This is a genomic window from Zhengella sedimenti (assembly GCF_046506625.1).
Taxonomy (GTDB): Bacteria; Pseudomonadota; Alphaproteobacteria; order Rhizobiales; family Rhizobiaceae; genus Zhengella; species Zhengella sedimenti.
Genome location: NZ_JBKFFP010000004.1, coordinates 385,847 through 410,762, shown reverse-complemented (window position 1 = coordinate 410,762; position 24,916 = coordinate 385,847). Strand labels below are relative to the sequence as shown.

Below are 24,916 nucleotides of genomic sequence, written 5' to 3'. Positions count from 1 at the left end.
CGATCACTCCTGCCGGTCCGGGCCATGGCGAGCCGATGTCATGCCAGTGCCTCCTTCAGGTCAGGCGTCATCTCGACCCCATGGGCTTTCAGGGCGGCCAGGACTTTCAGGAGAGCTTTTTCCAGCGCGTCGGCGGCGATGGTGATCGACGTACCATCGCGCATGTCCAGCCGGATCCCGGTCTCGTCACGCGCCAGCATGATCGAGCCGGCCGCACCGTATTTTCCGCCGAGGATGAGGAAAGGTGTCAGCGCCTTGATCCAGCGCGGCAGCCCGCGCCGGTGCAGGTCCACCTGCCGGATGGCGGAATAGGCCGCGAACCTCTCGCCCGATGACCGCCGGACCCGGAGGCCGTCCTGCTCGATCCTCAACCAGAAGCTCGCATTGCGGTAGGCGATGACGAGAATGACCAAGCTGATCAACGCCATCGGCCAGACGAGGACCGCGGAGGGATGGATCTCTTCCAGCAAGTCGTCCCAATGCCCACCCTCGATTGCCCTTGCGACCAGCGGCAGACCGATGAAGGCCGATGTCAGGAAAAAGCCGAGAATGTCCGGCCCGATGACGGCTGGAATCCGCTCGTAGGCATAAGCGCCTTGGGGCGGCCGTATCCGTGGTGGCAGCAGATAGAAGAGAACGGCCGCGACGGCGGCGATCCCGGCCCAGAGGTAATCGCCGAGCGCGAGCGAGACATAGAGGAGCACCAGCGACGCCAGCGGTACGATCCGGCGCAGGATCTCAGCCCAGCGGGAGCCCGATGACACGGCCCTGCCGATGTCGATCGGTCCGGCGCCGGGCGGCGGCGTGCCGGCCTCCTGATCGGCCTTCGCCCCGCAGGACGGGCAGAACTGATCGCCCGGCTCCAGTTTTTCTCCGCAATGTGCGCATTGCAACGCCATCAAACGACCTCGAGAAAGCCGACAACCCTGTCAGTCCCGGCGACCTGCCCGCTGAACGGTCAAGGCGGAACCGGAATGACCTGGACCTCATACTTTCACAGCGCGCGATCTTGACCGTTGACATCCGTCAATCGTTTCAGCGGTCCGTGATGCGATGCTGCAGATGGAAGCCGGTGAAACATCCCTTGTGGGCTGGGTCCCTTTTTCGGCGGCACCGGTCCATGGGTGGGAGTGGTCCCGGCAGACGTCCGCGAGGAGAGTTGCATGACGGAAGCAGCGAGTTTTTGCCCCGAGTGCGGGGCACGCCTGGAACCGGGAGCCGCGTTTTGTGGCAATTGCGGAGCGCGGATTGAAGCCGCGAAATCGCCGTCCCCCGCCGGGCCTAGGCGCCGGTCCGAACCGCTCCAGCGAAACGCGCCGCCCGCCCGCTCCGCCCCGGTCGCTGCGCCGCATGCCGTCTATGGTCGCCAGCCGGTCGACGCTGCGCCGGCCGATTCCCGCCAGCAGGGTGGCGACGGCCTATCTGCAGGCCGCGTGCTCGGTTCCATGATCGTCAATGTCGTCGCCATGGCGGTGGCCTGGGCCGTCGGCTGGGGTGTCGGCGGCCTGCTTGTCTTTCACATTCCAGGTGACCCGCAGCTCATTCTCAACCAGATCCTGCAGTCCGGCTTTACGGCCAGCGACATCAATTTCGCGACCGAGGCCGCAGCGGCCGGACTGGTCGCCGGTGCGGCCGCTGGCCTGCTGATGGTTTTTCCGTATGCCGGCGAGATGGTCGCGGGACCGGGCCGGTTCCTGCTCGTCGCCGGCGGCTGGGCGCTGGCGATGAGCCTGTCCGTCTACGCCGCGATCCGGTTCAATTTCTACACCGTGGAACATATCGTCGGCTATATCGCGGCCTGCGGGTTCGTCATCGGACTGGCCAACGCGATCACCCTGGCAGGACGCAAGAAAGGCGGCCGCTTCTTTCGTGTGCTCCTGGCCGCGCTGATATTCGCGGCCTCTGCGGGGTTCATTCGTTATGCGCTGCTGCAGTCGTCAGGGCTTTGACGGCCGGGGAGGGCGATGGGGAAACCCGCTCTGCTTTTCGATGGGGAACAGCGACGGCCAACGCGCTTCCGGGTGCAGGCCGGGTCTGTCCCGGGGCACCCTTGCCGGCGGGAGCGCGCGCCGACTTGATTGTCGTGTCCAAGCAAGGGCCGATGCTTGAGCTGCGCCAGGGGACGCCGATCTGAAGCGCTACCGCGTTGCGCTCGGTTCGAACCCGGTCGGAGCAAAGACATACCAGGGCGACGGCCGGGCGCCGGAGGGCCGGTAGCTGATCGACAGCCGCTACAGGGCAAGCCGGTTTCACTTCGCCCTGCATGTCCCCTATCCCTCCGCCGCGGACCTGTTCCGGACTCGCGCGGCCGGCGTTCCGCCCAGGGGCGGCGGGTCAGAAAACCAGAGATCCTGCCCCCGCAAGGGCCCCGCGCGCTTCTCCGAACAGCCTCACTCAGCCGCCATGTCATGTTGGGATCCGTTTCCGGTCCGTGTCGCCTCTCCATCCGGTTCATGCGTGTGAAGTCGCAAACGGCGAGGCTTGCGGAGCCTTGATCCGTTCGGCTTTACAGCCTATGCATTTGCCAGCTTGTCGACATTTTCATGGTGGAGCCATCAATGGCATTGTTGTCCTTTCGGTCATCTGGAAAAGGGAAGCCGGTACTGCTGCTCCATCCTGTCGGTCTGGACGGGCGTTTTTGGGAGTCGCTTTCGGCGCGATTGACCGGTTCATTCCGGGTTGTCGCCGTCGATCTCGCCGGACACGGGGATTCTCCCCCGGCTTCGCGGCCGGGCCGGATGGCGGATCGTGTAGCCGATGTTGTCGAATTGATCGAGCATCTGGATGAGGGACCGGCCATCCTGGTCGGCCTTTCCTTCGGCGGCATGATCGCGCAGCAGGTGGCGCTTGCTCGGCCTGACCTCGTCAGCGCGCTTGTGGTGGCCGGCTGTGGCGGACGGATCGGCGCCGATGCGCGCGGCGCCATCCTCAAGCGCGGGGAAGACGCTGAGGCGGGCGGCATGGAAGCCGTTGTCGACGGCACTCTGGAACGATGGTTCAATCAGTCCTATCTGTCGACACCCGAAGTTGCCCAGGTCCGCGCGCGCCTGCTTTCGGATTCTCCGTCCGGATGGGCTGCCGCCTGGGAGGCCATTGCGGAGCATGACGTGCTCGACAGGCTTGGCGAACTGGAGATGCCGGCGCTCGTGGTTGCGGGCGAACACGACCTCGCGATACCGCTGGATGCAATGCGCGCGCTTGCCGCCGCAATTCCGGGCAGCCAATTGCTGATCCTACCCGGCGCGCCGCACATGATGCAGATCGAATCCGCAGTGGATTTCACTGCAGGCGTCGCAGGCTTCCTCGAGCAACTGCCAGACCGCCCGAATTGAAGGCGTAGGTCCTTCCCGGAGTCTGTTGGAACAGTCACGGCCCCCGGTTTGAACAACCGGCGTATTCGGTGCTTCCGCTGCTGGGGCCCGTCACGGGCGGCCCCTGTTTCCAATGCCTGAAGGCGTATGGCGCCTAAGCGGCGGCGCCTTGCCGTGCCGGATTCTTCAGACGTTCAAGGGGAGGGCGCCGGGTTTCCAGCCGGGCATGAGGATGGCAGGTCGTGAACCGGCCAATCCCGGTCCGTCCATTGCTGTTTGCCTTTTGCCGGCAACGGGGTGGGACCCGATCGGTCTTCACGCGCCTTCCGTCTTCTGTCCCGGTCGCGTCAAGGCCCGGCCTGAATCTCGCCTCGCTTTCGTTGGCCGGGTCTCCTGCACACGTGGCCGAAGTCCATATGCGGCCCGTTGTGTCGACATGCCGAAGAGCGGCTTTTTTCGCACTCCGTTCGCCAGACCGCCACATGGAGCGGTTCATACATTCAGAACGTCGTAAATACCGCGTTATTGCGCGTTTCAGGGTCCGGAAACGGGATTTCCGGAAAACGCATTTCTGCTTTTCATTTTTCGTAGTGTCGACACAAGTTGACGTTGGGCAGATGTCATGAAAGTCTTTCCCGGCAATAACGGACGTGACGGCGCCGAATGGCAGGTGCCGGATCTGGGAGGATCGAATGACTGGCAACGCCCTCGTGACCGGCAGCATGGAGTATCTGAGAAGGCCGCTCGTGCGGAACGTCAAGGCGGGTGACCGGGCGCTGATCCTCACCGACACCGCGCATGACCCGCGGGTATGGCAGGTGGTGATGAGCATCCTGCAGGAGATCGGTGCCGACGTGACCGTGGCGCTGTTCGAGCGCCGTCCGGCCGATTATTACGATCCGCCGGCCGCGGTCTGCGAAGCCATGATGAAGTCCGACGTGAACATCCTGCTTGCCTCGACCGGCATGTTGCATTCGCCGGCGAGCTTCCGGGCCATGGAGGCACGTATCCCGTCGATCTGCATGGATGGGGGGATGACGCTGGAATGGTTCCAGTCCGGCGCGGTGACAGAGGACATGCGGCAGGTCATGGTGCGCAAGCACTATGTTGCCAAGGACATATTCGGCGAGAACGCCAGGGAATGCCGTGTCACGTCCAAATACGGCACGGATTTCACCTACAGCGTGGAGAACCGCATCTTCGTTCCGCCGCTGCCCGGTCCGGATTTCGATCCCTACAAGATCGTCGATTTCGACAAGGACGAGAACCGCAAGGGCGGCAACCTCTACTACTACCTGTTCCCGACCGGCGAGTTCAACGTCGCGCCGGTGGAAGGCTCCGCCAACGGCAAGCTGGTGATCGACCTGACCATGCATCACATCGGACGCCTGGAAGACCCCATCGAGTTGCATGTCGAGAATGGCCGGGTGGTGAGGATCGAAGGCGGCGCGTCCGCGCGGGTCCTGCGCGACTACCTCGACGTCTATGGCGACGAGAACGCCTTCATGTGTCCCGCGGAAGCCTCGATCGGCGTGAACGCGAAGGCGCTCATTCGCGGCATTCAGCGCGAGGACAAGAACGTCATGGGAACGATGCATTTCGGCCTGGGCACAAATATCGATGTCGGCGGCTCGGTCCGCTCCAAGATCCACATGGATGGCGTGATCCTGGAGCCCACCCTTTATGTGGACGGCGACATGCGGCTGGAGCACGGACGGTTCCTGCGTCCGATCGAGGGAAACGACCAGCCCGCCTGACCGGGAGGATATGGCGATGGCGCGGTCCCGCTCCATCGCAAAGACAGGACGCGGGAAAGACCAACGGGAGGAAAACCTATGTTCAAGCAGATCAGAAACGTGATTCTTGCGCTTGGCGCATCCAGTGCACTGACCGCCGCGGCAAGCGCCGAGACGGTCCTGAAATGGGGCGAGCATCTGCCGCAGTGCTGCTCGATGTATGCAGCGGCGGCGCAGTGGGCGGTCGACGAGACGGCCAAGCGGTCCAACGGCGAACTGAAGATCGACATCAACTACGGCGGCGTGCTTGCCACGGTCGGCGAGATCCCGAGCGCGATCGAGAATGGCGTCATCGACATGGGCAACCTGGTGACGCCCTATTTCCCGGACCAGTTCAAGATCAACAACGCCATTCCGTTCTTCTGGCCGCAGCCGAAAAGCCAGCAGGAGCTCGGCGAACTGATGCTGAAATGGCACGAGGAAATCCCGGCATTCGGAGAGGAACTGGCCAGATTCAAGCTGAAACTGGTCGCGGTCCGTCCGCTGCCGCCATACGGCTTCATCTGCAACAAGCCGATCCGGACCCTGGAAGACTTCAAGGGCAAGCGCATCCGCTCCTACGGCGTGGCCCTGCCGGCGACGCTTGAGGCGCTCGGCGCCGTCTCCGTCGGCATGCCCGACGTGGAAGCCTATGAAGCGCTGAGCAACAACATCCTCGACTGCTCGGCCGCCGATATCGCGCTGGTCGATGCCTTCAAGCTGCAGGAAGTGGCCAAGTACTTCGTCGACGTGCCGATGGGTGCATCCTGGGGCCACATCATCGTCATGAACACCGACAAGTATGCCTCGCTCTCCGACGCGGAAAAGCAGGTCATCGACTCGCTGAAGGGTGACCATCTGACCGAGTTGCTGCGGCTCTTCCGGGCCAAGGAAGAAGAGCTCAAGGCCAAGTGGCAGGCCGATGGCACCGTGGAGATCATCAGCTCGATCCCGGCCGAGGATTTCCTCAAGGTGACGCTCGGCTCGGAAAAGGTGCAGGCCGTGCGCAACAGCTGGAAGCAGCGGGCGATGGACTCCGGCATGCCGGAAGCCGACGCTGACCGTGTCGTCTCCGAACTCACGAACTGAAACGGTCCGGACGGGCGCTGTCCCGGCGTCCGTCCGTCCATTTCCGGGACGGAAGGCCTGCAATGCGCAGCATATTCCTGAAGGTTCACCGGTTCTACGGGAAGGCTCTGTGGGCAGCTGCCATGCTTGCCGGCTTCCTGACCTTCGCCATCATGTGCGTCATCGATCTCAACGCGGTGCTCAGAAAGCTCGTCAACTGGCCGTTGCCGGCCGCCCTCGAGATCACACAGTCGCTTCTGGTCGGCGCGATCATGCTTCCCTTCGCCTACACATTGCTGAAGCGCCAGCATGTCAACACGGTGTTCTTCACGTCGCTGCTCTCGAAAAGCACGCGCCGCTGGCTCCACCTGTTCTGGGCGGTCGTGGGTTTCCTGCTGTTTGCCGCCGTCACCTACGGAACGTTCGAATACGCTTTGCGATCCTACCGGCTGAACGAGCAGACCTGGGGCGCCAGCATCCAGTTCGCGATCTGGCCTTCCAAGATGGCGGTGAGCCTGGGCACGCTGCTCATTTCAATCCAGTTCCTTCTCGATGCCATCGGGACAGCGCTGATCCCGGATTTCCACGATCCGGACGTCGAGGACGCGGAGATCCATGGCGATGTCTAGCCTGACAATCGGGTTCGCGGGGATCTTCTTCCTGCTGGCCTCCATCCTGCTGGGTGCGCCGATCATGATGGCGCTCACCGCGGTGGGCTTCGCCGGCCTGATCCTGCTCACCAATTTTGCCGGCGCAATCTCCATCCTCGGCACGATCTACTATTCGGTGGTCTCCAGTTTCCATTTCAGCGTCATCCCCATGTTCCTGCTGATGGGGTTCTTCGCCATGCGCGCAGGGATCGGAAACGACCTGTTCGATGCGTGCTCGAAATGGTTCGGCCGGTTGCCGGGCGGGCTCGCGGTCGCGAGCACCGGGGCCGCCGCGGCATTCGGTGCCGCTTCGGGATCGAGCGTCGGCACGGCCACGCTGTTCACCAAGCTGGCCCTGCCGGAGATGATCGAACGCGGTTACGATCGCGGGTTTGCCGCCGCGTCGATCGCGATCGCGGGGACGCTTGCCGTCCTCATTCCGCCGAGCGCCCTCATGGTCGTCTACGGCATCCTGACGAATGCGGCCATCGGCAAGCTGCTGATTGCAGGCATCATACCGGGCATGATCTTCGCGAGCCTGATCGGACTGACCATCCTGATCATCGCCATGACCAGTCCCCGGAAAGCCCCGCCCGACGACCGGCGCTATTCGCTTTCCGAGCGGCTCTGGTCGCTGCGCATGGTCGGGCCGTTGTTCCTGGTCATCGCTCTCATGCTGGGCGGTCTCTATGGTGGCGTGTTCACCCCCACGGAAGCGGGCGGCATCGGCGCTTTTGTCACTTTCGTCATGGCCGTGATCCGCCAGCGCGGCTTCCGCGGGATCGGCTTCGTCCGGGTGCTGTTGGATACCGTCGTGCTGACCGCCATGATCTTCGCGATCATCATCGGCGGCCTGCTGTTTGCCCGTTTCCTGGCGCTGAGCGGTGTCTCCGGCGCCATCCAGACCGTTCTTGTCGACGGTGGCTATGGTGTGTGGACCGTCGTGGCGCTGGTCACGCTGATCTATCTGGTGCTCGGCATGTTGATGGACGCGCCATCGCTTCTGGCGATTTCCCTGCCGATCACCCATCCGGTCATGATGGGACTGGGCTTCGACCCGCTCTGGTTCGGCGTCTATGTCATCGTCCTTGCCGAGATCGGTGCGATCACGCCGCCGGTCGGCATCAACTGTTTCGTCGTGAAAGGCGCAGCGGGCAATCTCGTCACGCTCGAACAGATCTTCGGCGCGCTCTGGCCGTTCATCATGACCTGCGCCCTCATGCTGGGGCTGCTTCTCGCATTCCCCGAACTCGTCCTCTATCTGCCCGGCAAGATGTGATGTCACACGTTTCCGATAACGATCAGAACGCGGCGCTCCATCCCTATCACGGGGTCCGTATCCTCGACATGACCTACCGCTATGGCAGCTATGCCGGACGGCTGTTTGCCGATCTTGGCGCGGAGGTCATCCGGATCGAACCGCCTGGCGGCCTGCCCGACAGGATGGAGGCGGAACGTGGCGGGGCCGGTGCGCTCGCGCGGTTCGTGTTCTTCAACGCCAGCAAGAAGAGCCTGGTTCTCGACCTCGCCACGCAAGGCGGCACTGACGCGTTCGATGAACTCGCACGCGGCGCGCTGGCCATTTTCGTGGAGCGCGGCGGGCCGATGTATGACCGGATCGCACATCTGCGCGCCATCGCGCCGCAGGCGGTCGTCACCGCCGTCTCGCCCTTCGGCATGACCGGACCGCTCGCGGATGCGCCTGCGTCCGATCTCGTCATCCAGGCGGCCGGCGGTATCGCGTGGATGTCGGGGCGCATCGAGGAAGCGCCGCTCAGCCTGCCCTTCGACCAGGCGACGATGGTGGCCTCGATCTATGCCGCGACCGTGACCGCCATCGCACTCGTCGACACGGAAGCCACCGGGACCGGGCACCTGATCGACGTTTCGGCGCAGGAATGCATCGCCCATTCGCTTCAGAATGCGATCCAGGTCTGGGATCTCGAGCAGCGCGTTTCCATGCGTGGCGGCGAGGGCACGCGGGACGCCTCCGAGGACATCTTTCCCTGCAAGGACGGCTTCGTCTTTCTTGCCGCGCCCCTGGCGCTTGGCAGTTCGTTCAAGTCGCTGGTGGGCTTCATGCAGGATCGCGGCCATCCTTCCGGCGCGAAATTCTCGGAACCTTGCTGGCAGGACCGCGAATGGCGGCTGACACGCGAGGCGCGTGACGCCTTCCGCGCGATCTTCACCGATTTCACGCGGGATTTCGACCGTGAAACGCTGACCCGGGAAGCGATCGCACGCCGCATCGTGCTGGGCCCGGTCTCCCGCGTGACGGACATTTTCGAAGACCCGCAGCTTGCGCATCGCGCCTTCTTCCGCACCATGACAGTCGCGGGCCGGGAAATTGCCTTTCCCGGGCCACCCTACAAGATCACGCCGGAGTTCTGGGCGGTTTCCCCGCCTCCGCTGCGCAACGGGGAGCAGGGCGAATGAAGCCACAATTTCTCAAAGGGATCCGCTTCACCGACCTGACATGGGCAGGTGCCGGTCCCTTCTGCACCAAGATCTTTTCCGATTTCGGCGCCGATGTGATCAAGATCGAGAGCACGACACGGCTGGATTCGGTGCGCACCGGTGGTCCGTTCAAGGATCGCAAGTTCGGCTTGAACCGGAGCGGCTACTTTGCCTCGCGCAACAGTGGCAAGAAGAGCGTGGTGCTTGATGTCAAGTCGCCGATGGGCCGGGAACAGGTCCATGACCTGGTCCGCAATTCCGATGTCGTTTCCAACAATTTCGGCCCCGGCGCCATGGACCGCATGGGACTGAGCTACGAGGCCGTGCGCGCGATCAAGCCCGACATCGTGTATCTCTCGATGCCCATGTATGGCGAAAGCGGTCCGCGCGCGGAGTTGCTTGGCGTCGGCATGACCATCAGCGCGGTGACCGGCCTGATGTGGTCGACGGGTTATCGCCCCGGCGACCCGGTCGGCCCCGGCACGCATTATCCCGACCATGCCGCCAATCCCTATCACGCGGCCTTTGCCGTGCTGGCTGCCCTGCGCCGCCGCCGGCTGACCGGGCTTGGCGCGAAGATCGACCTTTCGCAGGTGGAATCGACCATCAACTTCATCGGAGCGGAAGTCGTTCGCTGCGCGATGGAAGGCAGCGATCGCCCGCAGACGGGCAATGCCTCGGACGAAGCCGCGCCACACGGCATCTACCGCTGCGCGGGCGATGACGACTGGATCGCGGTCACCGCCACGACGGATGACGAGTGGAGCCGTCTTGCCGGGATCCTCGGCGCGGGCGGGCTTGAGGGTTTTGCCACCACGGCGGAACGCGTCTCCCGGAGCGAAGAACTCGACCGGATGGTGTCTGACTGGGCCGCGGCCCGCGACGTGGAATCGGCGGTGTCGGTCCTGCGCGCCGCCGGCGTGCCGGCCGCTGTCGTCGCCAGTTCCCGCTACCTGGTCGAGCAGGATGCGCAGCTTGCCGCGCGTGGCTACTGGCAACGCGTGGAGCATCCCGAACTCGGCAACAGCCTCTATGCCTCGCCGCCCTACCGGATCGACGGCGAGCGCGTCGACCTGTCGCGTCCGCCCCTGCTCGGGGAACACACGCGCGAGGTACTCTCGACCCTGCTCGGCCGAACGGAGCAGGAACTCGACGATCTGGAACGGGCAGGAGTTTTCACATGAGCATGCGCAACCGCGTCGCCGCTGTCGTCGGCGTCGGCCATACGGACTGGGTCGGCGACTGGAAACGGGTACGTGCCGGCGAGCGCCCTGATGACTGCTATGGCTATGCTGCCAGCGCCTTTCGCAACGCGCTGGCCGACGCCGAAATGACGCGCGACCAGATCGACGGGCTGATCGTCGGTCCGACCACGGCCTATGAGCGCATGGCCGAAGTCCTGAACATGAACGTCCGGTGGGGCGACCAGGCCGACGCGGTGCTGTCGGTCGTCCAGGCCTGCATGGCGATCGAGACCGGCATGGCGGATGTGGTCGCGCTGGTCTACGGGAACGACCAGCGTTCGGTCGGCACGCAGTATGGCGGCCCCCAGGCGATGGGTGGCGACATGTTCCTGTCATATGTCTATCACGCGCCGTGGGGCATGACCTCGCAGGGCGCGCTCTACGCGCTGATGTTCCAGCGCTTCGCCGAACTTTACGGCGTCAGCGAACGTGATCTCGGCCATGTGGCGGTCGCGCAGCGGGAAGGCGCATCGCTCAATCCGAACGCCATCCAGCGCAAGCGGATCACCATCGATAACTACATGGCTGCTCCCTACATCACCGAGCCGCTGCGCCTGTTCGACTACTGCCTCATCAATGACGGGGGCGTGGCGCTGATCATCGCCGAGGCGGAGATGGCCAGGAAGCTCTCGCGCAAACCCGTCTATATCGAGGCGCTTGGCCGTTACGACCTCAATGCCGGTGCGACAAGCCTGGAACCGCGGCTGACCGACTTCTATCGTCCGGCACAACAGGCGGTGGCCGAGCAGATATTCGGTCAGTCCGGTCTCGATCCGTCCGACATCGACGTGCTGCAGGTCTATGACAGCTTCTCCGTCCACGTTCCGCTGGCGCTTGAAGGCTATGGCTATTGCCAAGTTGGCGAATCCGGCAAGTTCATGCGGGAACAGGGCATCGGCCTGGCCGGCAGGCTGCCGACCAACACCAGCGGCGGGCATCTTTCGGAGAGCTACATGCAGGGCTGGAACCACCAGATCGAATGTGTCCGCCAGGCACGTGGAGAATGCGGCGACCGCCAGATCGGCAACTGCCGGCGTGTCCACTATACCTCCGATGTGGCCGGCAAGGCCGTATCCATCATCTACGGGGCATGACAATGGAACCGCAGACATCGATCACGCCACCCCGGGTCATGGGTCTTTACGATGCCCCGATGTGGCAATTGCTCAAGGAAACGGGCAAGCTGCATCTCCAGTGCTGCGCGCAGTGCGGAACATGGCGCTATCCGCCCGGTCCGGCGTGCCAGGCATGCCTTTCGCCGGATTGCGAATGGAAACCGGTATCGGGCCGGGGCGAACTTCTGTCGTGGATCGTCTTTCACAAGCAGTATCTTCCCGCCTATCCGGCTCCCTACAATGTCATCGCGGTCAGGCTCGACGAGGGTCCGACCGTCATCAGCAACCTCATCGGCGATCCGCGCGACGACAGACCGGTCGGGCGCCGCGTGAAGCTGACGGTTGCCGAAATGGACGATGGCGTCGCCTTGCCCCGTTTCGAACTGGACGAATGAAGCGCATCGAGAAATCAGGAACATGACCATGGTGAAAGCCGTACGAATCCACGAATATGGCGGGCCCGAAAACCTGCGCTACGAGGATGTCGAGATCGGGGAACCGGGACCCGGGCAAGCCTATGTCCGCCATACGGCAATCGGCCTCAACTTCGCCGATACCCACAACCGGGAGGGCCGCTACCCGATGCCGAGCCTGCCGCATGTGCTGGGCGGCGAGGCGGCGGGCGTGGTCGAAAAGGTCGGACCGGGCGTCACCGAGGTGAAAGTCGGCGACCGTGTCGCCTATGCGGCGGGCGGTCCGGCTTTCCCGCCAGGGTCCTATGCGGAGGCGCGCCTGTTCGATGCCAGCCGGCTGATCCTGCTGCCGGACGAAATCGACGATGTGACCGCGGCCGGAATGATCGTGAAAGGCCTGACCGCGCAATATCTGCTGAAGAGCGTCTATCCAGTGAGGGCAGGGGAGACGATCCTTGTCCATGCGGCTGCCGGCGGCGTCGGCACCGTGATGACCCAATGGGCAAACCATCTGGGCGCGCGGGTCATCGGTGTCGTCAGTTCCGACGAGAAGGCCCGGACGGCCAGGGAGCACGGGTGCCATCACGTGCTGATATCGGGCCGGGACAACGTGGCGGAGCGGGTGAGGCAACTGACCGGCGGCGAGGGCGTGCCGGTCGTCTATGACAGCGTCGGCCATGACACGTTCGAGAGTTCGCTGATGAGCCTGCGCCCGCACGGGCTGCTGGTCAGCTTCGGCACGGCCTCGGGTCCGGTTCCCCCGGTCAAGATCTTCGATCTGAACAGGCTGGGTTCGCTGAGCATCACCGGCGCGGCCTTCGCATGGTTCGTGCGCAGCCGGGGCGAACTCCTGTCGCGGGCGAACGATCTCATGGATGTCGTCCTGCGCGGCGCGGTGCAGATCCGGGTGAACCAGACCTTCCGCCTCGCCGATGCGGCCGATGCACACCGGGCCCTGGAGTCGCGCATGACACAGGGCGCCAGCGTCCTCATCCCCTGACCGGTAGCCGAGATGAGCGATGCCCCGAAGCCCAAGCATATCCCCGTCCGGGAAGCGTGGCTCAGCCTGCACCGGGAAGCCGTGATCGACCCGGACCTCCCGATCATCGATGCGCACCATCATCTCTGGGACAAGCCGGGCAGCCGGTACCTGCTTGCCGATATCCAAGGCGACCTTTCGAGCGGCCACAACGTGGTCGCGACGGTCTTTGCAGAGGGCAGGGAGGGTTACCGCACCGATGGCCCGCCGGAACTGCGTTCGCTGGGCGAGACCGAAATGGTCGCGGCCATCACCGAGGAAAGCGCGCTTGTCCCGGAGGGTCCCAGGGTCGCGGCCGGCATCATCGGCTTTGTCGACATGATGCTGGGCGAAGCGGCCGGCCCCGTCCTCGACGCCCATATCGAGGCGGGGCGGGGACGGTTCCGGGGCATCCGCTACACCACCGCCTGGCATGGCGACCCGCAGGCGCGGGGCTCCGTGACTTCCCAGCCTGCCGGGCTGCTTTACGAGCCGGCGGTGCGCCAGGGCCTTCGTGAGGTCTCGCGGCGCGGGCTCGTGTTCGACGCCTGGATGTACCATACGCAGCTCAACGATCTCGTCGATCTTGCCCATGCCATGCCGGACCTGGCGATCGTCCTGAACCACCAGGGCGGGCCGATCGGCATGGGTCCCTATGCGGGCCGCCGTGACGAGGTGTTCGGCGACTGGCGCCATTGGATGCGCCGCCTCGCAGGTTTTGCGAACATCCGGGTGAAACTCGGCGGCTTCGGCATGCGGATGTCCGGTTTCGATTTCGACGAGCGGCCGTTGCCACCCTCGTCGGACGATCTGGCTGCCGCCTGGGGTCCCTATATGCGCGAATGCATGGAGACTTTCTCGCCCCGGCGCTGCATGTTCGAAAGCAATTTCCCGGTCGACAAGGGATCGGTTTCCTATCCGGTGCTGTGGAACGCCTTCAAGAAGATCGCCGGGGATTGTTCTCCTGATGAACGGCTTGACCTTTTCTTCAGAACCGCAAACACGACATATGGTCTTGAACTGGAATCGCTGCCCGGCCGTGTAGGCACGTTCGAGCGCGTGTGACCATGAAAGGTGAAACGGGATGCGAGGTTCCTCGCCGCAAATCGTGACCACGGGCGCAACGGCCTCTCAAGGCGGGCGGCCGGAAGGCGGCCGGGGGCTTTCCTGGTGGCGCGGCGGCGAAGGAAAGATGACGCGCGAGGAATCCCTGGCACAGGCCCAGCACGTCATCCGGTCGATTGTTGCCAGCCGCCATGACAGGCCTTCGCTCGTGGCCCAGATCGCCTGCGAGATCGGCGCCGAGATCGTTGAAGCGGTGATCCTGCCGGGTCACGATCTCAACACGGTCGAACTGTCGCGCCGCTACCATACCAGCCGCACACCCGTGCGCGAGGCCCTAATCCTGCTCGAAAACGAAGGCCTGGTCGAAATTCCGCCGCGCCGCCGCCCGCGCGCCCATGTCCATACCCTCACAGAGGTCTCCGAGATTTACCGGACGCGGACGGCGCTGTTCGAACTCATGGCGGCCGACCTGGCGACGAAGGTCACGGATGATCACATCGACCTTCTCGACGGCATCCTCGGGCGGATGCAAAAGGCGGCCGAGATCGGCGACGTGGCGGCCTTTTCCTGGCTGAGCGTGGAATTTCACGACAATGACACGCGGGCCTCCGGGAACCAGACCGCCAAGCGCATCCATGACTCCCTGCTGCTGCGCACGCTCGCCATACGCCGTATCAGCCTTTCGCTTCCCAACCGGATGGTGAAGTCGCTGGAGGATCACATCCAGCTGGTCAAGGCTTACGAAAACCACGATTCCAATCTTGCCGGCGCGATCCTGCGGGCCAACCATACCGCCGCGCTTGCCGCACTCCAGCGCTATTTCGAGGAGACCGGCTCCTTCAATCCGCGCATCGCGGGAGAAGCACAGGCGGGCGGCGATCACGCCGGGCCGGCAACCTGACACCTTCGGGAGTGCGGTAAAAAATGTCGTGCCCGAATGCCTCCGGTCAGGGCTTCACACGACAACCGGGTTCGTCGCGCCATCCATGACGATCGAGACGCCGGTCAGATAGCTGGCCTTGCCGCTCGCCGCGAACACCACCATGTTGGCGATCTCGCCGGGATCGGCCGCACGGCCCATCGGTATCCGGGCGACCGCGCGTGTTCGCGCTTCCTGCATGGAGATGCCGGACGCCGCTGCCTGGGCCCTGAAGCCTTCATCGACGCGGGTAGTTTCGGTCAGGCCGGGACTGATTGCCACCACCCGGATGCCGCGCCCGGCATAGGCAGTCGCAAGACCAGCGGTTGCCAGTTGAAGCGCCGCATTGGCCGAGCCGCCTGCAATATGCGTCGGGGCCGCGACCTTGCCGCCCGCGCCGATCACGTTGACGACAACACCGGTTCCGCGCGCCGCCATGCGCTTGATGGCGGGATCGATCATGTTGATGTAGCTGAAGAACTTGGAATCCATCGCGGCCCGCCAGACAGCCGGCCGCAAGTCATCGGGCGGCGTGCGCCGCGCCGCGCCGGCACTGTTGACGAGAATATCGACGGGTCCGAGCGCCGCTTCCAGTTCGTCCAGCGCACGTTCGGCGGCTTCAGGATCGACAAGATCGGCCGTGGCGCCGATGGCGCCGGGCAGTTCGCGCAACGCGCCGGCAATGTTGTCCGGCGAGCGCGACACGATACCGACCCTGGCGCCTTCGGCCAGGAACGCCCTGGCGCACGAAAGCCCGATGCCCTTCGATCCGCCGGTGACGATGACGACCTTGTTTTCAAGACCGAGATCCATGTCGATGTCCTCTCAGGCGTTGCGGCTATCTGGCGTTCGCGTCGATGAAACGCAGGACCTCGCGGGCGAAACGGTCCGGTTGCTGATAGGGGATGAAGTGGGCCCCGTCCTCATAGCGGACCAGCCGGGAACCTGGCATGGCGGCATGGATCGCCTCGGCATGGAAGATGGGCAGAAGGCGGTCCCGTCCGCCGCCGACGATCAGGGTCGGGCAGGCGATGGAAGGGAGATCCCCGGAAATGTCGGCATCCAGCATGCCCTCGATCTGCAAGGCATAGGCTTGCGGATCCTGCGCGGCGAAACGGGCTACGTAGTCGCGCTGGCGGTCATCGTCGGGGCAGCCCTCGAAGGCGGCCGCCGTCGCCGCCGGCATGATGGCTGACATGCCGCCCTCCCGCGCCGTTTCGGCGCGCCGGGCGAGAAGCGAGCGCGCCGGATCGGCGATCCTGTGACCCGGATTGGAGAGCACGAGCATGTTGACGAGGTCCGGGTGGCGCGCCGCGAAGACGGCTGCCGCCATGGCACCGACCGCGCAGCCGACCGCGCCGACCCGTGTGAGATCGTGGCGCTTGCAGAATGCGGCGAGATCGGCCGCATGGTCGGCAGGGGAGAGCGGGACGGACGATGCCGGCGACCGGCCGGCCCCGCGCTGATCGATGGCAATGCAATCAAGGTGCGGTTCCCAGATCGACCGGCAGGCCGACCAGAAGGAAAGATCGGCGCCCATGGCGTGAACCAGCAGCAGGGTGGGACCGTCCCGATTGCCGCCACGTTCGAAATTGAGGTTGCCGTCGAGCTGCATCGCGTTCCCCTCAGTAGAGGTAGGGCCGGTAGGAGGCCGCAAGGGTCGCTGTCAGTCCGGTCGATGCCGTATCGATCTGCGGGATCGCGGTGGTCGAGCATTCCACCACGACCAGCGCGAAATCCGGCTTCGGGGCAACACCGGCGAACACCCTCCATCGCGTGACGCCATTCGCGCCGTCGAGCAGAGCGGGCAGGGCGCTGGCCAGGCGGTCGATATCGGCCGGTGAGGCAACCGCGAACTTCATCACCGCCAGGCGAATGCAATCGCTCGTCATGTCGGGCGTCCCGGTATGGAGCGTGGCTGCGATCCGCTGGAGGGGAATGCGCGCCATGATGCGCCTGGACCACGGGCTGTAGTGGTCGCCGCTGATTGCCTGGTAGGCCGGCTCGTCCAATACGCCGAGACTTGAGAGATCATAGAGTGCCATGTGGCTCGGTCCGTCGCCGAGGCCGACATAACGCCGCGCCGTGCGGAAGCCCTCTATGCAGGCACGCTCAGGCAGGTGTTCCGTGTCATACCAGGCGTTGAACTCTTCCTCATAGGCCGCAGGCGGTTGCCACAACACCATGAGCAGGGCTTCTTCGTTCATGGATTCCTCTCCGCTCCCATTGGTCGAATAAAGCATAGAAGCATTGTCGCGTCTCGTCCGGGCTGCATGGTGCATAGCTGATTTGTCACGGATTGCGGCGAGCGCTCCACGCCGCTGGGCGCCGGCGTGATAGTTTCAGTCATCATTGTCTTGTCCGTCCGCCCGGGATGGACCTTGCAGGGAGGAGAAACGATTGTGAAACTGTCGATTGCTGAAGCTCATGCGCTTGCGGAAGACGTTCTGGTCAAGCTCGGTTACCGGAAGGATGAAGCCAGGATAGCGGCCGGCCACCTGATGGACTGCGAATTGCGCGGCCTGGAATATGCGGGTTTCGCGCGTATGCTGTCGATCGCCGACCGTATCGACCGGACCGGCCATTCGGGCCGCGAAATCACGATCACCAGGGAAACCCCGGTCTCAGCGGCCATCGATGGCGCTGACAAGCTGGGTTATCTGGTCGGTCAGCGCGCCACGGACGTTGCCATCGATAAAGCCAAGGCAAGCGGCATCTCGATCGTCGGGGCAAACGAGACCTGGTACACGGGCATGTTGTCCTACTATGCCGAACAGGCGACGGCGCAGGACCTCGTGATCATGATCGCCTCCAATGCATCGGCCTGGGTCGCGCCCCATGGCGGCACCGAAGGGCGGTTCGGCACCAATCCGATCTGTTTCGGGTTCCCGAGCGCCAGCGACCCGGTGATCTGGGACATCGGCACGTCGAGCATCATTCATGCACAGGTCGTGCTGGCAAGGCGTCTCGGCCAGACGATCCCCGAAGGCGTGGCGTTCGACGCCGACGGCAAGCCGACCACCGATCCCGCATCAGCCCTCGGTGGCGCATTCACGGCCTGGGGCGGGCCGCGCGGATCGGGACTTGCCATCGTCGTGCAGCTTTTCGGCATGCTGGCGGGTTCGCCGATGATCCCGGGCGAACTGACCTCGTTCGGCATGGTGGTGATGGCCATGCGCCCGGACCTTCTGACCTCGCTCGACGATTTCAAGAAGGAGGTCGCCGCCTATTCGGACGCCATCCGTTCGACACGTCCGGTCGAAGGCGGCGGTCCGGTGCGCATGCCGTTCGACCGCTCGCGCGCCTTGCGCGAGCAACGGACGAAGGAAGGCTTCATCGAAGTGCCCGACACCATCCACGAACAGATCGTACGGATCGCCCAGCGCGCCTGACCCCTTCTGCCGGTTCTGCCCGGCGCATGATCGGACCAGCGGATCTCAAACAATGACAAGACAGCAAAAGGCCGCCTGACGGGCGGCCTTTTTTCGAAGCAGGAAAGAAAAGCGGCGCCCGAAGGCGCCGCTTCCAGTCTTGGCCATGAAGCCGTGGATCAGTTGGTCGGCCAGATCGGCTTTGCCTGCGCGGTTTCCGGCGGGAACACGCTGTAGGGGACACCGCCCTGCCACTGCACGATCACGAGGCTGGCGCCGACGTTGAGACCGGCTTCGTTGAACTTGATCTGCCCACCCGGATAGTAGATCGCGGGTCCGTCGGTGATATCAAGCGAGCGCAGTGTCTCGGCAACGGCCGAACGGCTGGCCTCGCCGGCCTTGTTCAGGGCGTAGGCCATGAGCTGGATGTCGCCATAGGTGGAGATGGAATCCTGCGTCATCCAGGGCTCGCCGGAGGCTTCCTTGAAGCGTGCGACCAGTTCTTCCTGCCCCTTGCCCGGCCAGTTGCCGACGACGGTCATGACGCCTTCGACCAGGTCGGCGCCGACGTTCTTGAGAAGCTCGGGCGTGCCCAGGTGGGCGCCCGAACCGATGATCGGCATGCGGCCGCCGCCGAGATTGAACTCGTTGACCTTCTCCAGCAGGAGCTTGTTGTCCGGCACCGCGGTTGAAGCCATGATCATGAAGTCCGGCCGCGTGGAGCGGGCGCGCTGGATGAGCGCGGTGGCGTCTGCGAGCGGGGGCGTCCAGGTTTCGTCAAACATGATCTCGATGCCGAGATCCTTCATCAGGCCTTCGCGCAGCGGGGTGACGAAGCTGACCGAGGAGGCCGTGTTGTCACCGATCATGCCGGCCTTGGTGGGCTTGCTGCCGGTGGTCAGTTCCGCCAGTTGCACCAGCGAAGGAACGGCCTCGCGTGCCTGCGCGCCCCCGGTCTTCGGCATCTGGAAGATGTACTTGAAGCCACGGCCGGTGATCTGGTCCGAGTAGGACAGCGAGATCATCGGCAGTTCGGCGCGCTCGGTGACTTCCGACACGGCAAGCGTGAAGGACGAGAGCCAGGCCCCCGTCACGGCGACGAGATCGGGATGCTGCGAGACCATGCGCTGGGCCGCGTTCTTCGCGGTCTCGACGGATTCGCCGGCATCGAAGACGACCAGTTCGAGCTTGCGGCCGCCAAGGGACTCGATGCCGCCGGCGTCGTTGATGTCCTTGATGGCAAGTTCGGCGCCCTTGAGCATCAGTTCGCCCTGGCGGGCCCACGGACCGGACAGCGGCCCGATGAGGCCGACCTGGATGGGGCCGTCCTGCGCCATCGCTGGCAAGGGGGCGGTGGCGAGCATCGCCGCGGTTCCGGCCGCGGCTGTCGCCTTCAGGATCGTTCTGCGCGTAAACATGTTGTTCCTCCCTAGAACTGGTTGATCGAAAGTTCCCGGCTACATGCCGAGATAGGCCTGGCGGACACGGTCGTCCGACAGGAGTTCGGTAGGCGTACCTTGCAGCACGACACGTCCCGTTTCGAGCACATAGCCTCTCTCACAGGATTCGAGCGCTTCCATCGCCCTCTGCTCGACGAGCAGGACGGTCAGCTTTTTCAGGCGGCGGATCTCCACGATGGCCTCGAAAATCGAATCGGCGACTGTCGGGGCAAGCCCCATCGACGGCTCGTCAAGCATGATGAGCTTGGGCGAGGAGGCGAGCCCGCGGGCAATCGCGACCATCTGTTGCTGCCCTCCCGAAAGCGTGCCGGCCATCTGCTCGGCGCGCTCCTTGAGGATCGGGAACAGCGTGTAGATGAAATCGAGATTCTCCTTCCACTGTTTCTGGCCCGCATCGGTAAACGCGCCCATTTCCAGGTTTTCCAGCACCGACATGTTGGGAAACACCTGACGGCCTTCCGGGATGTGGGCAATGCCGAGGTGGGCGCGTTCGAAGGCCGAGGTTGCCAGCAGATCCCTGCCTTCGAATTGAATGCTCCCCGATCGGGCAGGCACCGTCCCCGCGATCACCTTGAACAGGGTCGTCTTGCCGGCCCCGTTGGGGCCGACGATCGAGACGAACTGACCTTCGTCGACGGTAAGCGAGATATGGTCGAGCGCGGTAACGCCGCCATAGGATGCGTGAAGGTTGCTGATCTCAAGCACGTTGACGCCACCTTTTGCCAAGATATGCCTCGATGACCTCGTCCTCCTGCACGACATCGCGCGGCTTGCCTTCGGTCAGCAGCGCACCGTGGTCGAGAACGATGAAGTGATCGGCGAGGCGCAACATCGCCTGCATCGTGTGTTCGATGATCACGATGGTGATTCCGGTGTCCGAAAGCCGGCGGATGACGTTGATCATCTCGTTGACCTCGACGCCCCCGAGGCCGGCGAGAGTCTCATCGAGGAAGAGCATCTTCGGCTTGCCGGCAAGTGCACGGGCAAGTTCCATCAGGCGCTGCTCCATCGAGGTGAGGCCGCCGGCGAGACGGTCGGCCTTGCTTTCGAGACCGACCAACGCCACCGCCTCGCGGGCGTGCTGCAACGCGATTTCGTCGGTTTCGGCGCCGACATAGGCACCGATCAGGACGTTATCGAGAACCGAAAGGCGCTTGAACGGACGGGCGACCTGGAACGTACGGCCGATGCCCCGCCGGCAAACACCCGAAGGCGCAAGGCCGAGCAGGCTCTTGCCCTCGAAGATGACCTCGCCCTCGTCCGGCTTCTGGAACCCGTTGAGGAGGTTGAAGAGCGTCGTCTTGCCGGCCCCGTTCGGACCGATGATGCCGATGACGGCGCCCTCGGGGACCGAGAAGGATACGTTCTGGACAGCCCTGAGGCCACCGAATGACTTGGAGAGGTTCCGGACCTCCAGCATGGTGCGGCCGGACATGGCATCCGGGCGCTCATCATCCTGCGTGTCCGGGCTCGCGACCATGTCGGCGACCGCGGTCCCTTCGGCCGGTTCGGCTGATTTGCTGCGGGCCTGCATGATATCGCGGATCTTCCACATCAGGCCTTCGGGTGCCACCAGGATGATGATGATGATGGCGACGCCATAGACCACGCCCTGAATGCCGTGCAGGAGATTACCCACTTCGGCGTGTAGGGTTTCGGCAAGCGGGATCAGGATCGCGGCGCCGATGATCGGGCCCCAGACCGTTCCCACGCCGCCGAATAGCGTGACGATGAGCGCCTGTGCCGAGGTCAGCATTCCGAAGACGGTGTCAGGCGTGATGACCAGCAGGACAATTGCATAAAAGCCGCCGATCGTGCCGGCAATGGCGCCCGAAACCGCGATCGCCCGCAGCTTCCACTTGCGGGTCTCGATCCCGGCTGCCTCCGCCGCCAGCTCGTTCTGCTTGATGGCGAGCAGGGACATGCCGAACCGCGATGTCTCGATGAGCCGCGACACGATGATTGCCGCGATCAGCAGCCCAAGCGCAATCAGCGCATAGATGCGTTGGTTGTCGAACTGCATCCATGCAACAGGGTTCTCGCGCTCCATCGGGATGGCCACTTCCTGGTAGCCGAGCCACTCGAAGATGTAGAGAAGGGCGAGGGGATAGGCGAGCATGGCCAGCGCGAAATAGTGGCCGCGCAGACGGAAGGTCGGCAGGCCGATGAGGATGCCGGCCGCCGCGCCGATGATTCCGGCCAGCGGGATGCCAAGCCAGGGTGTCAGGCCCAGGTAGATCTGGCCAAGGACGACCGTGAAGGCGCCGAGCCCGAAGAACGAGGCGTGACCGAAGGAGATGAGGCCCGAATAGCCCGACAGGACGTTCCACGAGATGCCCATCACGGCCCAAACAGCGACCAGGATCAGCATGAGCTGGTAGTACTGGGACTGCACCGTGAAAAGCAGGATGAGATAGGCGGCGCAGAAGATGCCGAGCGGGAGCAGCGATGAGAGGAAACCGGTTCTCTTGCCCATCACACACGCTCCACATTGCGCCCGAACAGGCCCTGGGGACGGAACAGCACGACCAGCAGGAACACCACGAAGATCGCTGTGTTCTGAAGCTGGAAGGGCAGGATGAGCGTTGAAAGCTGCTGGACAAGCCCGATCACCAGCCCGCCCCAGAAGGCGCCGATGATGGAGCCGAAGCCGCCCAGCACGACACCGGCATACATGATGATGACGAACTCGATGCCGACATAGGGCTGGAACGGATAGTAGGTTGCCACCAGGCCGCCGGCGATGGCGGTCACGCCGGTACCGATCCCGAAGGCGATGCGGTGCGCCTTGTCGACGTTGATGCCCATGTAGAGGGCGGCTTCGGCATTGTCTGCCGATGCGCGCATCGACTTGCCCAGTCGCGAGCGGTTGACGAAGAAGAACAAGGCGATCGCCACGCCCACCGAGACGATGGCACCGACCGCCCGTGCCTGGTTGATGAAGATCGATACGTAATCACCCCAGAAAGGACCGATTTCCCAGGCGCGGGAGGACATCGGCGTGCGGACCGAAATCGGTTCCGAGCCGAAGATGATCAGGCCGCCATTGGTCATCACCAGGGCGATGCCCAGCGTCAGGATCAACTGTGCGTAATGGCCTTCGCCCTCGGCGTCCGCCATCTTGAACCCGGTCACCCGGGAGATCAGGACCTGATGGACGTAGTATCCGACGACAAAGAGGATCGGGCCTGCAAGCAGGGCCGCCGCGATAGGGCCGGCATAGCCGCCCAGGAACGACAACATGCCGAAGCCGATGAACAGATACCAGGCGGCATACATGCCGAGCATCATCATGTCGCCCTGGGCGAAGTTGATGACTCGCATGATGCCGAAGATCATGCCGAGGCCGACGCACATGAGGCCATAGAGGCAGCCGACCATGATGCCGGCTGCCAACGCCTGGAGAAAATTCTCCATGAGGATCATGCCGTCCGTCATGTCCTTGCCACCTGTTCCGTGAATCCCGGAAAGTCCGTCGATGACGATATCCGGTGCCGACAATGGCAGACCGAGCGTGAAATGGCCATTTCTCCTCCCCAAGCATGAACGCCAAGCGGGTCGCGCCCACTGAAGCGCAGAAACCCAGTTTCGTGTCCGTTCGCTATTGGTCCGGGAGTTGGGCCCAAGGTCAATTCCGTGGGCTGCATAGCTGCTATAGTAGCGGTCCCAACGGCTTCGAGGATAGTCTGCCGGCCATCCGGAACAGGTGACCAGGAGGCATCATGACTGTCCGTCTCTCAGAACCCCGTCTCGTTCTCCAGACCGAGGATGTCATCGGCGAGGTGCCGTTGTGGGATGCAGCGTCGGGCAGGCTGAGCTGGATCGACATCTTCAAGCCCGCACTGCATCTCTTCGATCCGGCGACCGGCGGGCTCGAGAGCTTCACGCCGCCGGAGAAGCTGGGCTCCTACGGACTGGCCGGCAAGGGGCGTTACATCGTCGCCGGGCGGGGCGGCATTGCCATGTGGGAACCTGCGACCGGGCTGTTCGACCGGCTTTCGACACCGGAGGCAGACCGTCCCGACAACATCCTGAATGACGGGCGCGTCGATCACGCAGGCCGCTTCGTGGTCGGCAGCATGGACAGGAACCTGAGCGGGCCGAAGGGGCGGTTGTGGCAGGTGACCCGGGACCAGACCCGCCTGCTGCAGGGCGAGGACGTGACGCTCCCCAACTCGGTCTGCTGGAGCCCGGACGGAGACACCTTCTATTTCGGCGATGGCCGGTCCAACCTGATCTACGCCTATGACTACGACCAGGCGACAGGCGACATTTCGGGCCGCCGCGTCTTTGCCGATACGAGCGCCATGCCCGGCGAGTGCGACGGTTCGAGCGTCGATTGCGAAGGATACGTATGGAACGCCCGTTTCGGCGGCAGTTGCATCCTGCGTTTCGCCCCCGACGGTTCGCTCGACCGGAAGATCGACCTGCCGGTCTCGCGCATCGCGCACCTGGCCTTTGGCGGACCGGACCTGAAGACGATCTATGTCACCACGGGCCGTTTCCGGATGAAGCCGGAGGAACTTGCCGCCGAGCCCTGGGCAGGCGGCCTGCTGGCAATGGACAGCGACATTGCCGGCGTGCCCGAACCATCCTATCGCCCGGGCTGAAACCGGACGGGCGTCATGCCGGCTTGAAGCAGGGCATGGTCAGTTCGTCGTCGATGCGTTCAAAGGCGACCTGGACGGGCAGGCCGACCTTGAGCACCGAATTGTCTGCGCCGACCAGCCTTGCCGTCAGCCGGGGGCCTTCCTCAAGCTCCACCTGTACCACGTTGTAGGGGATATCCTCGGCGAAGGCGGGAAACCAGGCCTTGTGGACGACAACCCATGTCGAGATCGTGCCACGGCCGCTGGCTTGCCGCCAGGCAAGCCTGTCCGACAGGCAGAAGGGGCAGACCGGGCCGGGCACGAGATGCGGCTTTCCGCATTCCTCGCACCAGGGCAGCATCAGGCGGTGTTCCTTGCACCCTTCCCAGAAGGGTGCGCTGTCCGGGCTGATGCGCGGGCGCGGGCGTGACGTAATTCCCTGATGGCTCATCGTCGTCTCC

General features: G+C 64.1%; 24 protein-coding genes and 1 pseudogene. 16 read left to right on the top strand and 9 right to left on the bottom strand.

The features are described 5' to 3' along the window. Nucleotides 1-38 precede the first annotated feature (38 nt). A complete protein-coding gene (locus ACLB6G_RS13915; protein ID WP_410356781.1) occupies nt 39-899 on the bottom strand; it encodes a zinc ribbon domain-containing protein in 861 nt (286 codons plus the stop codon). Between the two features lie 264 nt (nt 900-1,163). Here ACLB6G_RS13915 and ACLB6G_RS13910 point away from each other — a divergent pair. The 14 genes and pseudogenes from ACLB6G_RS13910 to ACLB6G_RS13845 form a co-directional block, all read left to right on the top strand. Beyond that, nucleotides 1,164-1,241 (top strand): annotated as a pseudogene (locus tag ACLB6G_RS13910) (zinc-ribbon domain-containing protein); the annotation flags it as partial. Between the two features lie 192 nt (nt 1,242-1,433). Then, nucleotides 1,434-1,949: a hypothetical protein gene (locus ACLB6G_RS13905; RefSeq protein WP_410356809.1), complete on the top strand. Its 516-nt coding sequence runs from the start codon at nt 1,434-1,436 to the stop codon at nt 1,947-1,949. A gap of 594 nt (nt 1,950-2,543) precedes the next feature. Then, nucleotides 2,544-3,332 (top strand): alpha/beta fold hydrolase, encoded by a 789-nt coding sequence (locus tag ACLB6G_RS13900; protein ID WP_410356780.1) that lies wholly within the window; start codon nt 2,544-2,546, stop codon nt 3,330-3,332. Nucleotides 3,333-4,003: 671 nt separating this feature from the next. Further along, nucleotides 4,004-5,068, top strand: coding sequence for an aminopeptidase (locus ACLB6G_RS13895; protein ID WP_410356779.1), 1,065 nt, complete (start codon nt 4,004-4,006; stop codon nt 5,066-5,068). 78 nt (nt 5,069-5,146) lie between these two features. Next, nucleotides 5,147-6,175, top strand: coding sequence for a TRAP transporter substrate-binding protein DctP (gene dctP, locus ACLB6G_RS13890; protein ID WP_410356778.1), 1,029 nt, complete (start codon nt 5,147-5,149; stop codon nt 6,173-6,175). A 62-nt stretch (nt 6,176-6,237) separates the two neighbouring features. Beyond that, nucleotides 6,238-6,783: a TRAP transporter small permease subunit gene (locus tag ACLB6G_RS13885; protein ID WP_410356777.1), complete on the top strand. Its 546-nt coding sequence runs from the start codon at nt 6,238-6,240 to the stop codon at nt 6,781-6,783. Continuing rightward, entirely contained in the window at nt 6,776-8,083 is a 1,308-nt protein-coding gene (locus tag ACLB6G_RS13880; RefSeq protein WP_410356776.1) for a TRAP transporter large permease, read from the top strand. The genes ACLB6G_RS13885 and ACLB6G_RS13880 overlap by 8 nt, the downstream gene beginning before the upstream one ends. Then, on the top strand, nt 8,083-9,240 hold the full coding sequence (locus ACLB6G_RS13875; protein WP_410356775.1) for a CoA transferase: 1,158 nt from the start codon (nt 8,083-8,085) through the stop codon (nt 9,238-9,240). Before ACLB6G_RS13880 ends, ACLB6G_RS13875 begins: the two co-directional genes overlap by 1 nt. Beyond that, a complete protein-coding gene (locus tag ACLB6G_RS13870; protein WP_410356774.1) occupies nt 9,237-10,445 on the top strand; it encodes a CaiB/BaiF CoA transferase family protein in 1,209 nt (402 codons plus the stop codon). Before ACLB6G_RS13875 ends, ACLB6G_RS13870 begins: the two co-directional genes overlap by 4 nt. Then, on the top strand, nt 10,442-11,599 hold the full coding sequence (locus tag ACLB6G_RS13865; protein WP_410356773.1) for a thiolase family protein: 1,158 nt from the start codon (nt 10,442-10,444) through the stop codon (nt 11,597-11,599). The genes ACLB6G_RS13870 and ACLB6G_RS13865 overlap by 4 nt, the downstream gene beginning before the upstream one ends. A gap of 2 nt (nt 11,600-11,601) precedes the next feature. Beyond that, the gene (locus ACLB6G_RS13860; RefSeq protein WP_410356772.1) at nt 11,602-12,015 is read left to right on the top strand and encodes a Zn-ribbon domain-containing OB-fold protein; all 414 of its coding nucleotides are present in this window, start codon (nt 11,602-11,604) and stop codon (nt 12,013-12,015) included. Between the two features lie 28 nt (nt 12,016-12,043). Further along, complete coding sequence (locus ACLB6G_RS13855) at nt 12,044-13,033, top strand: quinone oxidoreductase family protein (RefSeq protein WP_410356806.1); 990 nt, start codon at nt 12,044-12,046, stop codon at nt 13,031-13,033. 12 nt (nt 13,034-13,045) lie between these two features. Continuing rightward, entirely contained in the window at nt 13,046-14,116 is a 1,071-nt protein-coding gene (locus ACLB6G_RS13850; protein ID WP_410356771.1) for an amidohydrolase family protein, read from the top strand. Between the two features lie 19 nt (nt 14,117-14,135). After that, nucleotides 14,136-15,017 carry a GntR family transcriptional regulator gene (locus tag ACLB6G_RS13845; protein WP_410356770.1) on the top strand — a complete coding sequence of 294 codons (882 nt, stop codon included), beginning with the start codon at nt 14,136-14,138 and terminating at the stop codon, nt 15,015-15,017. 54 nt (nt 15,018-15,071) lie between these two features. Here ACLB6G_RS13845 and ACLB6G_RS13840 read toward each other — a convergent pair whose 3' ends face one another. From ACLB6G_RS13840 to ACLB6G_RS13830, 3 genes are read right to left on the bottom strand one after another with little or no spacing between them, the layout of a single operon-like run. Then, complete coding sequence (locus tag ACLB6G_RS13840; RefSeq protein WP_410356769.1) at nt 15,072-15,848, bottom strand: SDR family oxidoreductase; 777 nt, start codon at nt 15,846-15,848, stop codon at nt 15,072-15,074. Between the two features lie 25 nt (nt 15,849-15,873). Then, nucleotides 15,874-16,650 carry an alpha/beta fold hydrolase gene (locus ACLB6G_RS13835; protein ID WP_410356768.1) on the bottom strand — a complete coding sequence of 259 codons (777 nt, stop codon included), beginning with the start codon at nt 16,648-16,650 and terminating at the stop codon, nt 15,874-15,876. A 10-nt stretch (nt 16,651-16,660) separates the two neighbouring features. After that, nucleotides 16,661-17,242 (bottom strand): hypothetical protein, encoded by a 582-nt coding sequence (locus ACLB6G_RS13830; protein ID WP_410356767.1) that lies wholly within the window; start codon nt 17,240-17,242, stop codon nt 16,661-16,663. 195 nt (nt 17,243-17,437) lie between these two features. On the opposite strand from ACLB6G_RS13830, the gene ACLB6G_RS13825 reads away from it, so the two are divergent. Further along, nucleotides 17,438-18,427 carry an Ldh family oxidoreductase gene (locus tag ACLB6G_RS13825; protein ID WP_410356766.1) on the top strand — a complete coding sequence of 330 codons (990 nt, stop codon included), beginning with the start codon at nt 17,438-17,440 and terminating at the stop codon, nt 18,425-18,427. A gap of 158 nt (nt 18,428-18,585) precedes the next feature. Here the strand turns inward: ACLB6G_RS13825 and ACLB6G_RS13820 are convergent, their stop codons facing one another. Genes ACLB6G_RS13820 through ACLB6G_RS13805 form a run of 4 tightly spaced genes read right to left on the bottom strand, consistent with a single transcriptional unit; the run spans nt 18,586 to nt 23,406 of the window. Then, nucleotides 18,586-19,824, bottom strand: a complete 1,239-nt coding sequence (locus ACLB6G_RS13820; protein WP_410356765.1) for an ABC transporter substrate-binding protein — start codon at nt 19,822-19,824, stop codon at nt 18,586-18,588. A gap of 39 nt (nt 19,825-19,863) precedes the next feature. Next, a complete protein-coding gene (locus ACLB6G_RS13815; protein WP_410356764.1) occupies nt 19,864-20,628 on the bottom strand; it encodes an ABC transporter ATP-binding protein in 765 nt (254 codons plus the stop codon). Beyond that, on the bottom strand, nt 20,564-22,342 hold the full coding sequence (locus ACLB6G_RS13810; protein ID WP_410356763.1) for a branched-chain amino acid ABC transporter ATP-binding protein/permease: 1,779 nt from the start codon (nt 22,340-22,342) through the stop codon (nt 20,564-20,566). Before ACLB6G_RS13810 ends, ACLB6G_RS13815 begins: the two co-directional genes overlap by 65 nt. Then, a complete protein-coding gene (locus ACLB6G_RS13805) occupies nt 22,342-23,406 on the bottom strand; it encodes a branched-chain amino acid ABC transporter permease (RefSeq protein ID WP_410356762.1) in 1,065 nt (354 codons plus the stop codon). The genes ACLB6G_RS13810 and ACLB6G_RS13805 overlap by 1 nt, the downstream gene beginning before the upstream one ends. Nucleotides 23,407-23,588: 182 nt before the next feature. On the opposite strand from ACLB6G_RS13805, the gene ACLB6G_RS13800 reads away from it, so the two are divergent. Further along, complete coding sequence (locus ACLB6G_RS13800; protein ID WP_410356761.1) at nt 23,589-24,476, top strand: SMP-30/gluconolactonase/LRE family protein; 888 nt, start codon at nt 23,589-23,591, stop codon at nt 24,474-24,476. Between the two features lie 13 nt (nt 24,477-24,489). Here ACLB6G_RS13800 and ACLB6G_RS13795 read toward each other — a convergent pair whose 3' ends face one another. Then, a complete protein-coding gene (locus tag ACLB6G_RS13795) occupies nt 24,490-24,906 on the bottom strand; it encodes a Zn-ribbon domain-containing OB-fold protein (RefSeq protein ID WP_410356760.1) in 417 nt (138 codons plus the stop codon). Nucleotides 24,907-24,916: the final 10 nt, after the last annotated feature.

What these genes read in the sequence shown, in the direction of transcription:
- ACLB6G_RS13915 (WP_410356781.1), bottom strand. Translation starts at nt 899, where the DNA reads ATGGCGTTGCAATGCGCACATTGCGGAGAAAAACTGGAGCCGGGCGAT.
- ACLB6G_RS13900 (WP_410356780.1), top strand. Translation starts at nt 2,544, where the DNA reads ATGGTGGAGCCATCAATGGCATTGTTGTCCTTTCGGTCATCTGGAAAA.
- ACLB6G_RS13895 (WP_410356779.1), top strand. Translation starts at nt 4,004, where the DNA reads ATGACTGGCAACGCCCTCGTGACCGGCAGCATGGAGTATCTGAGAAGG.
- dctP (WP_410356778.1), top strand. Translation starts at nt 5,147, where the DNA reads ATGTTCAAGCAGATCAGAAACGTGATTCTTGCGCTTGGCGCATCCAGT.
- ACLB6G_RS13885 (WP_410356777.1), top strand. Translation starts at nt 6,238, where the DNA reads ATGCGCAGCATATTCCTGAAGGTTCACCGGTTCTACGGGAAGGCTCTG.
- ACLB6G_RS13880 (WP_410356776.1), top strand. Translation starts at nt 6,776, where the DNA reads ATGTCTAGCCTGACAATCGGGTTCGCGGGGATCTTCTTCCTGCTGGCC.
- ACLB6G_RS13875 (WP_410356775.1), top strand. Translation starts at nt 8,083, where the DNA reads ATGTCACACGTTTCCGATAACGATCAGAACGCGGCGCTCCATCCCTAT.
- ACLB6G_RS13870 (WP_410356774.1), top strand. Translation starts at nt 9,237, where the DNA reads ATGAAGCCACAATTTCTCAAAGGGATCCGCTTCACCGACCTGACATGG.
- ACLB6G_RS13865 (WP_410356773.1), top strand. Translation starts at nt 10,442, where the DNA reads ATGAGCATGCGCAACCGCGTCGCCGCTGTCGTCGGCGTCGGCCATACG.
- ACLB6G_RS13860 (WP_410356772.1), top strand. Translation starts at nt 11,602, where the DNA reads ATGGAACCGCAGACATCGATCACGCCACCCCGGGTCATGGGTCTTTAC.
- ACLB6G_RS13855 (WP_410356806.1), top strand. Translation starts at nt 12,044, where the DNA reads ATGGTGAAAGCCGTACGAATCCACGAATATGGCGGGCCCGAAAACCTG.
- ACLB6G_RS13850 (WP_410356771.1), top strand. Translation starts at nt 13,046, where the DNA reads ATGAGCGATGCCCCGAAGCCCAAGCATATCCCCGTCCGGGAAGCGTGG.
- ACLB6G_RS13845 (WP_410356770.1), top strand. Translation starts at nt 14,136, where the DNA reads ATGCGAGGTTCCTCGCCGCAAATCGTGACCACGGGCGCAACGGCCTCT.
- ACLB6G_RS13840 (WP_410356769.1), bottom strand. Translation starts at nt 15,848, where the DNA reads ATGGATCTCGGTCTTGAAAACAAGGTCGTCATCGTCACCGGCGGATCG.
- ACLB6G_RS13835 (WP_410356768.1), bottom strand. Translation starts at nt 16,650, where the DNA reads ATGCAGCTCGACGGCAACCTCAATTTCGAACGTGGCGGCAATCGGGAC.
- ACLB6G_RS13830 (WP_410356767.1), bottom strand. Translation starts at nt 17,242, where the DNA reads ATGAACGAAGAAGCCCTGCTCATGGTGTTGTGGCAACCGCCTGCGGCC.
- ACLB6G_RS13820 (WP_410356765.1), bottom strand. Translation starts at nt 19,824, where the DNA reads ATGTTTACGCGCAGAACGATCCTGAAGGCGACAGCCGCGGCCGGAACC.
- ACLB6G_RS13815 (WP_410356764.1), bottom strand. Translation starts at nt 20,628, where the DNA reads ATGTCGTGCAGGAGGACGAGGTCATCGAGGCATATCTTGGCAAAAGGT.
- ACLB6G_RS13810 (WP_410356763.1), bottom strand. Translation starts at nt 22,342, where the DNA reads ATGGGCAAGAGAACCGGTTTCCTCTCATCGCTGCTCCCGCTCGGCATC.
- ACLB6G_RS13800 (WP_410356761.1), top strand. Translation starts at nt 23,589, where the DNA reads ATGACTGTCCGTCTCTCAGAACCCCGTCTCGTTCTCCAGACCGAGGAT.
- ACLB6G_RS13795 (WP_410356760.1), bottom strand. Translation starts at nt 24,906, where the DNA reads ATGAGCCATCAGGGAATTACGTCACGCCCGCGCCCGCGCATCAGCCCG.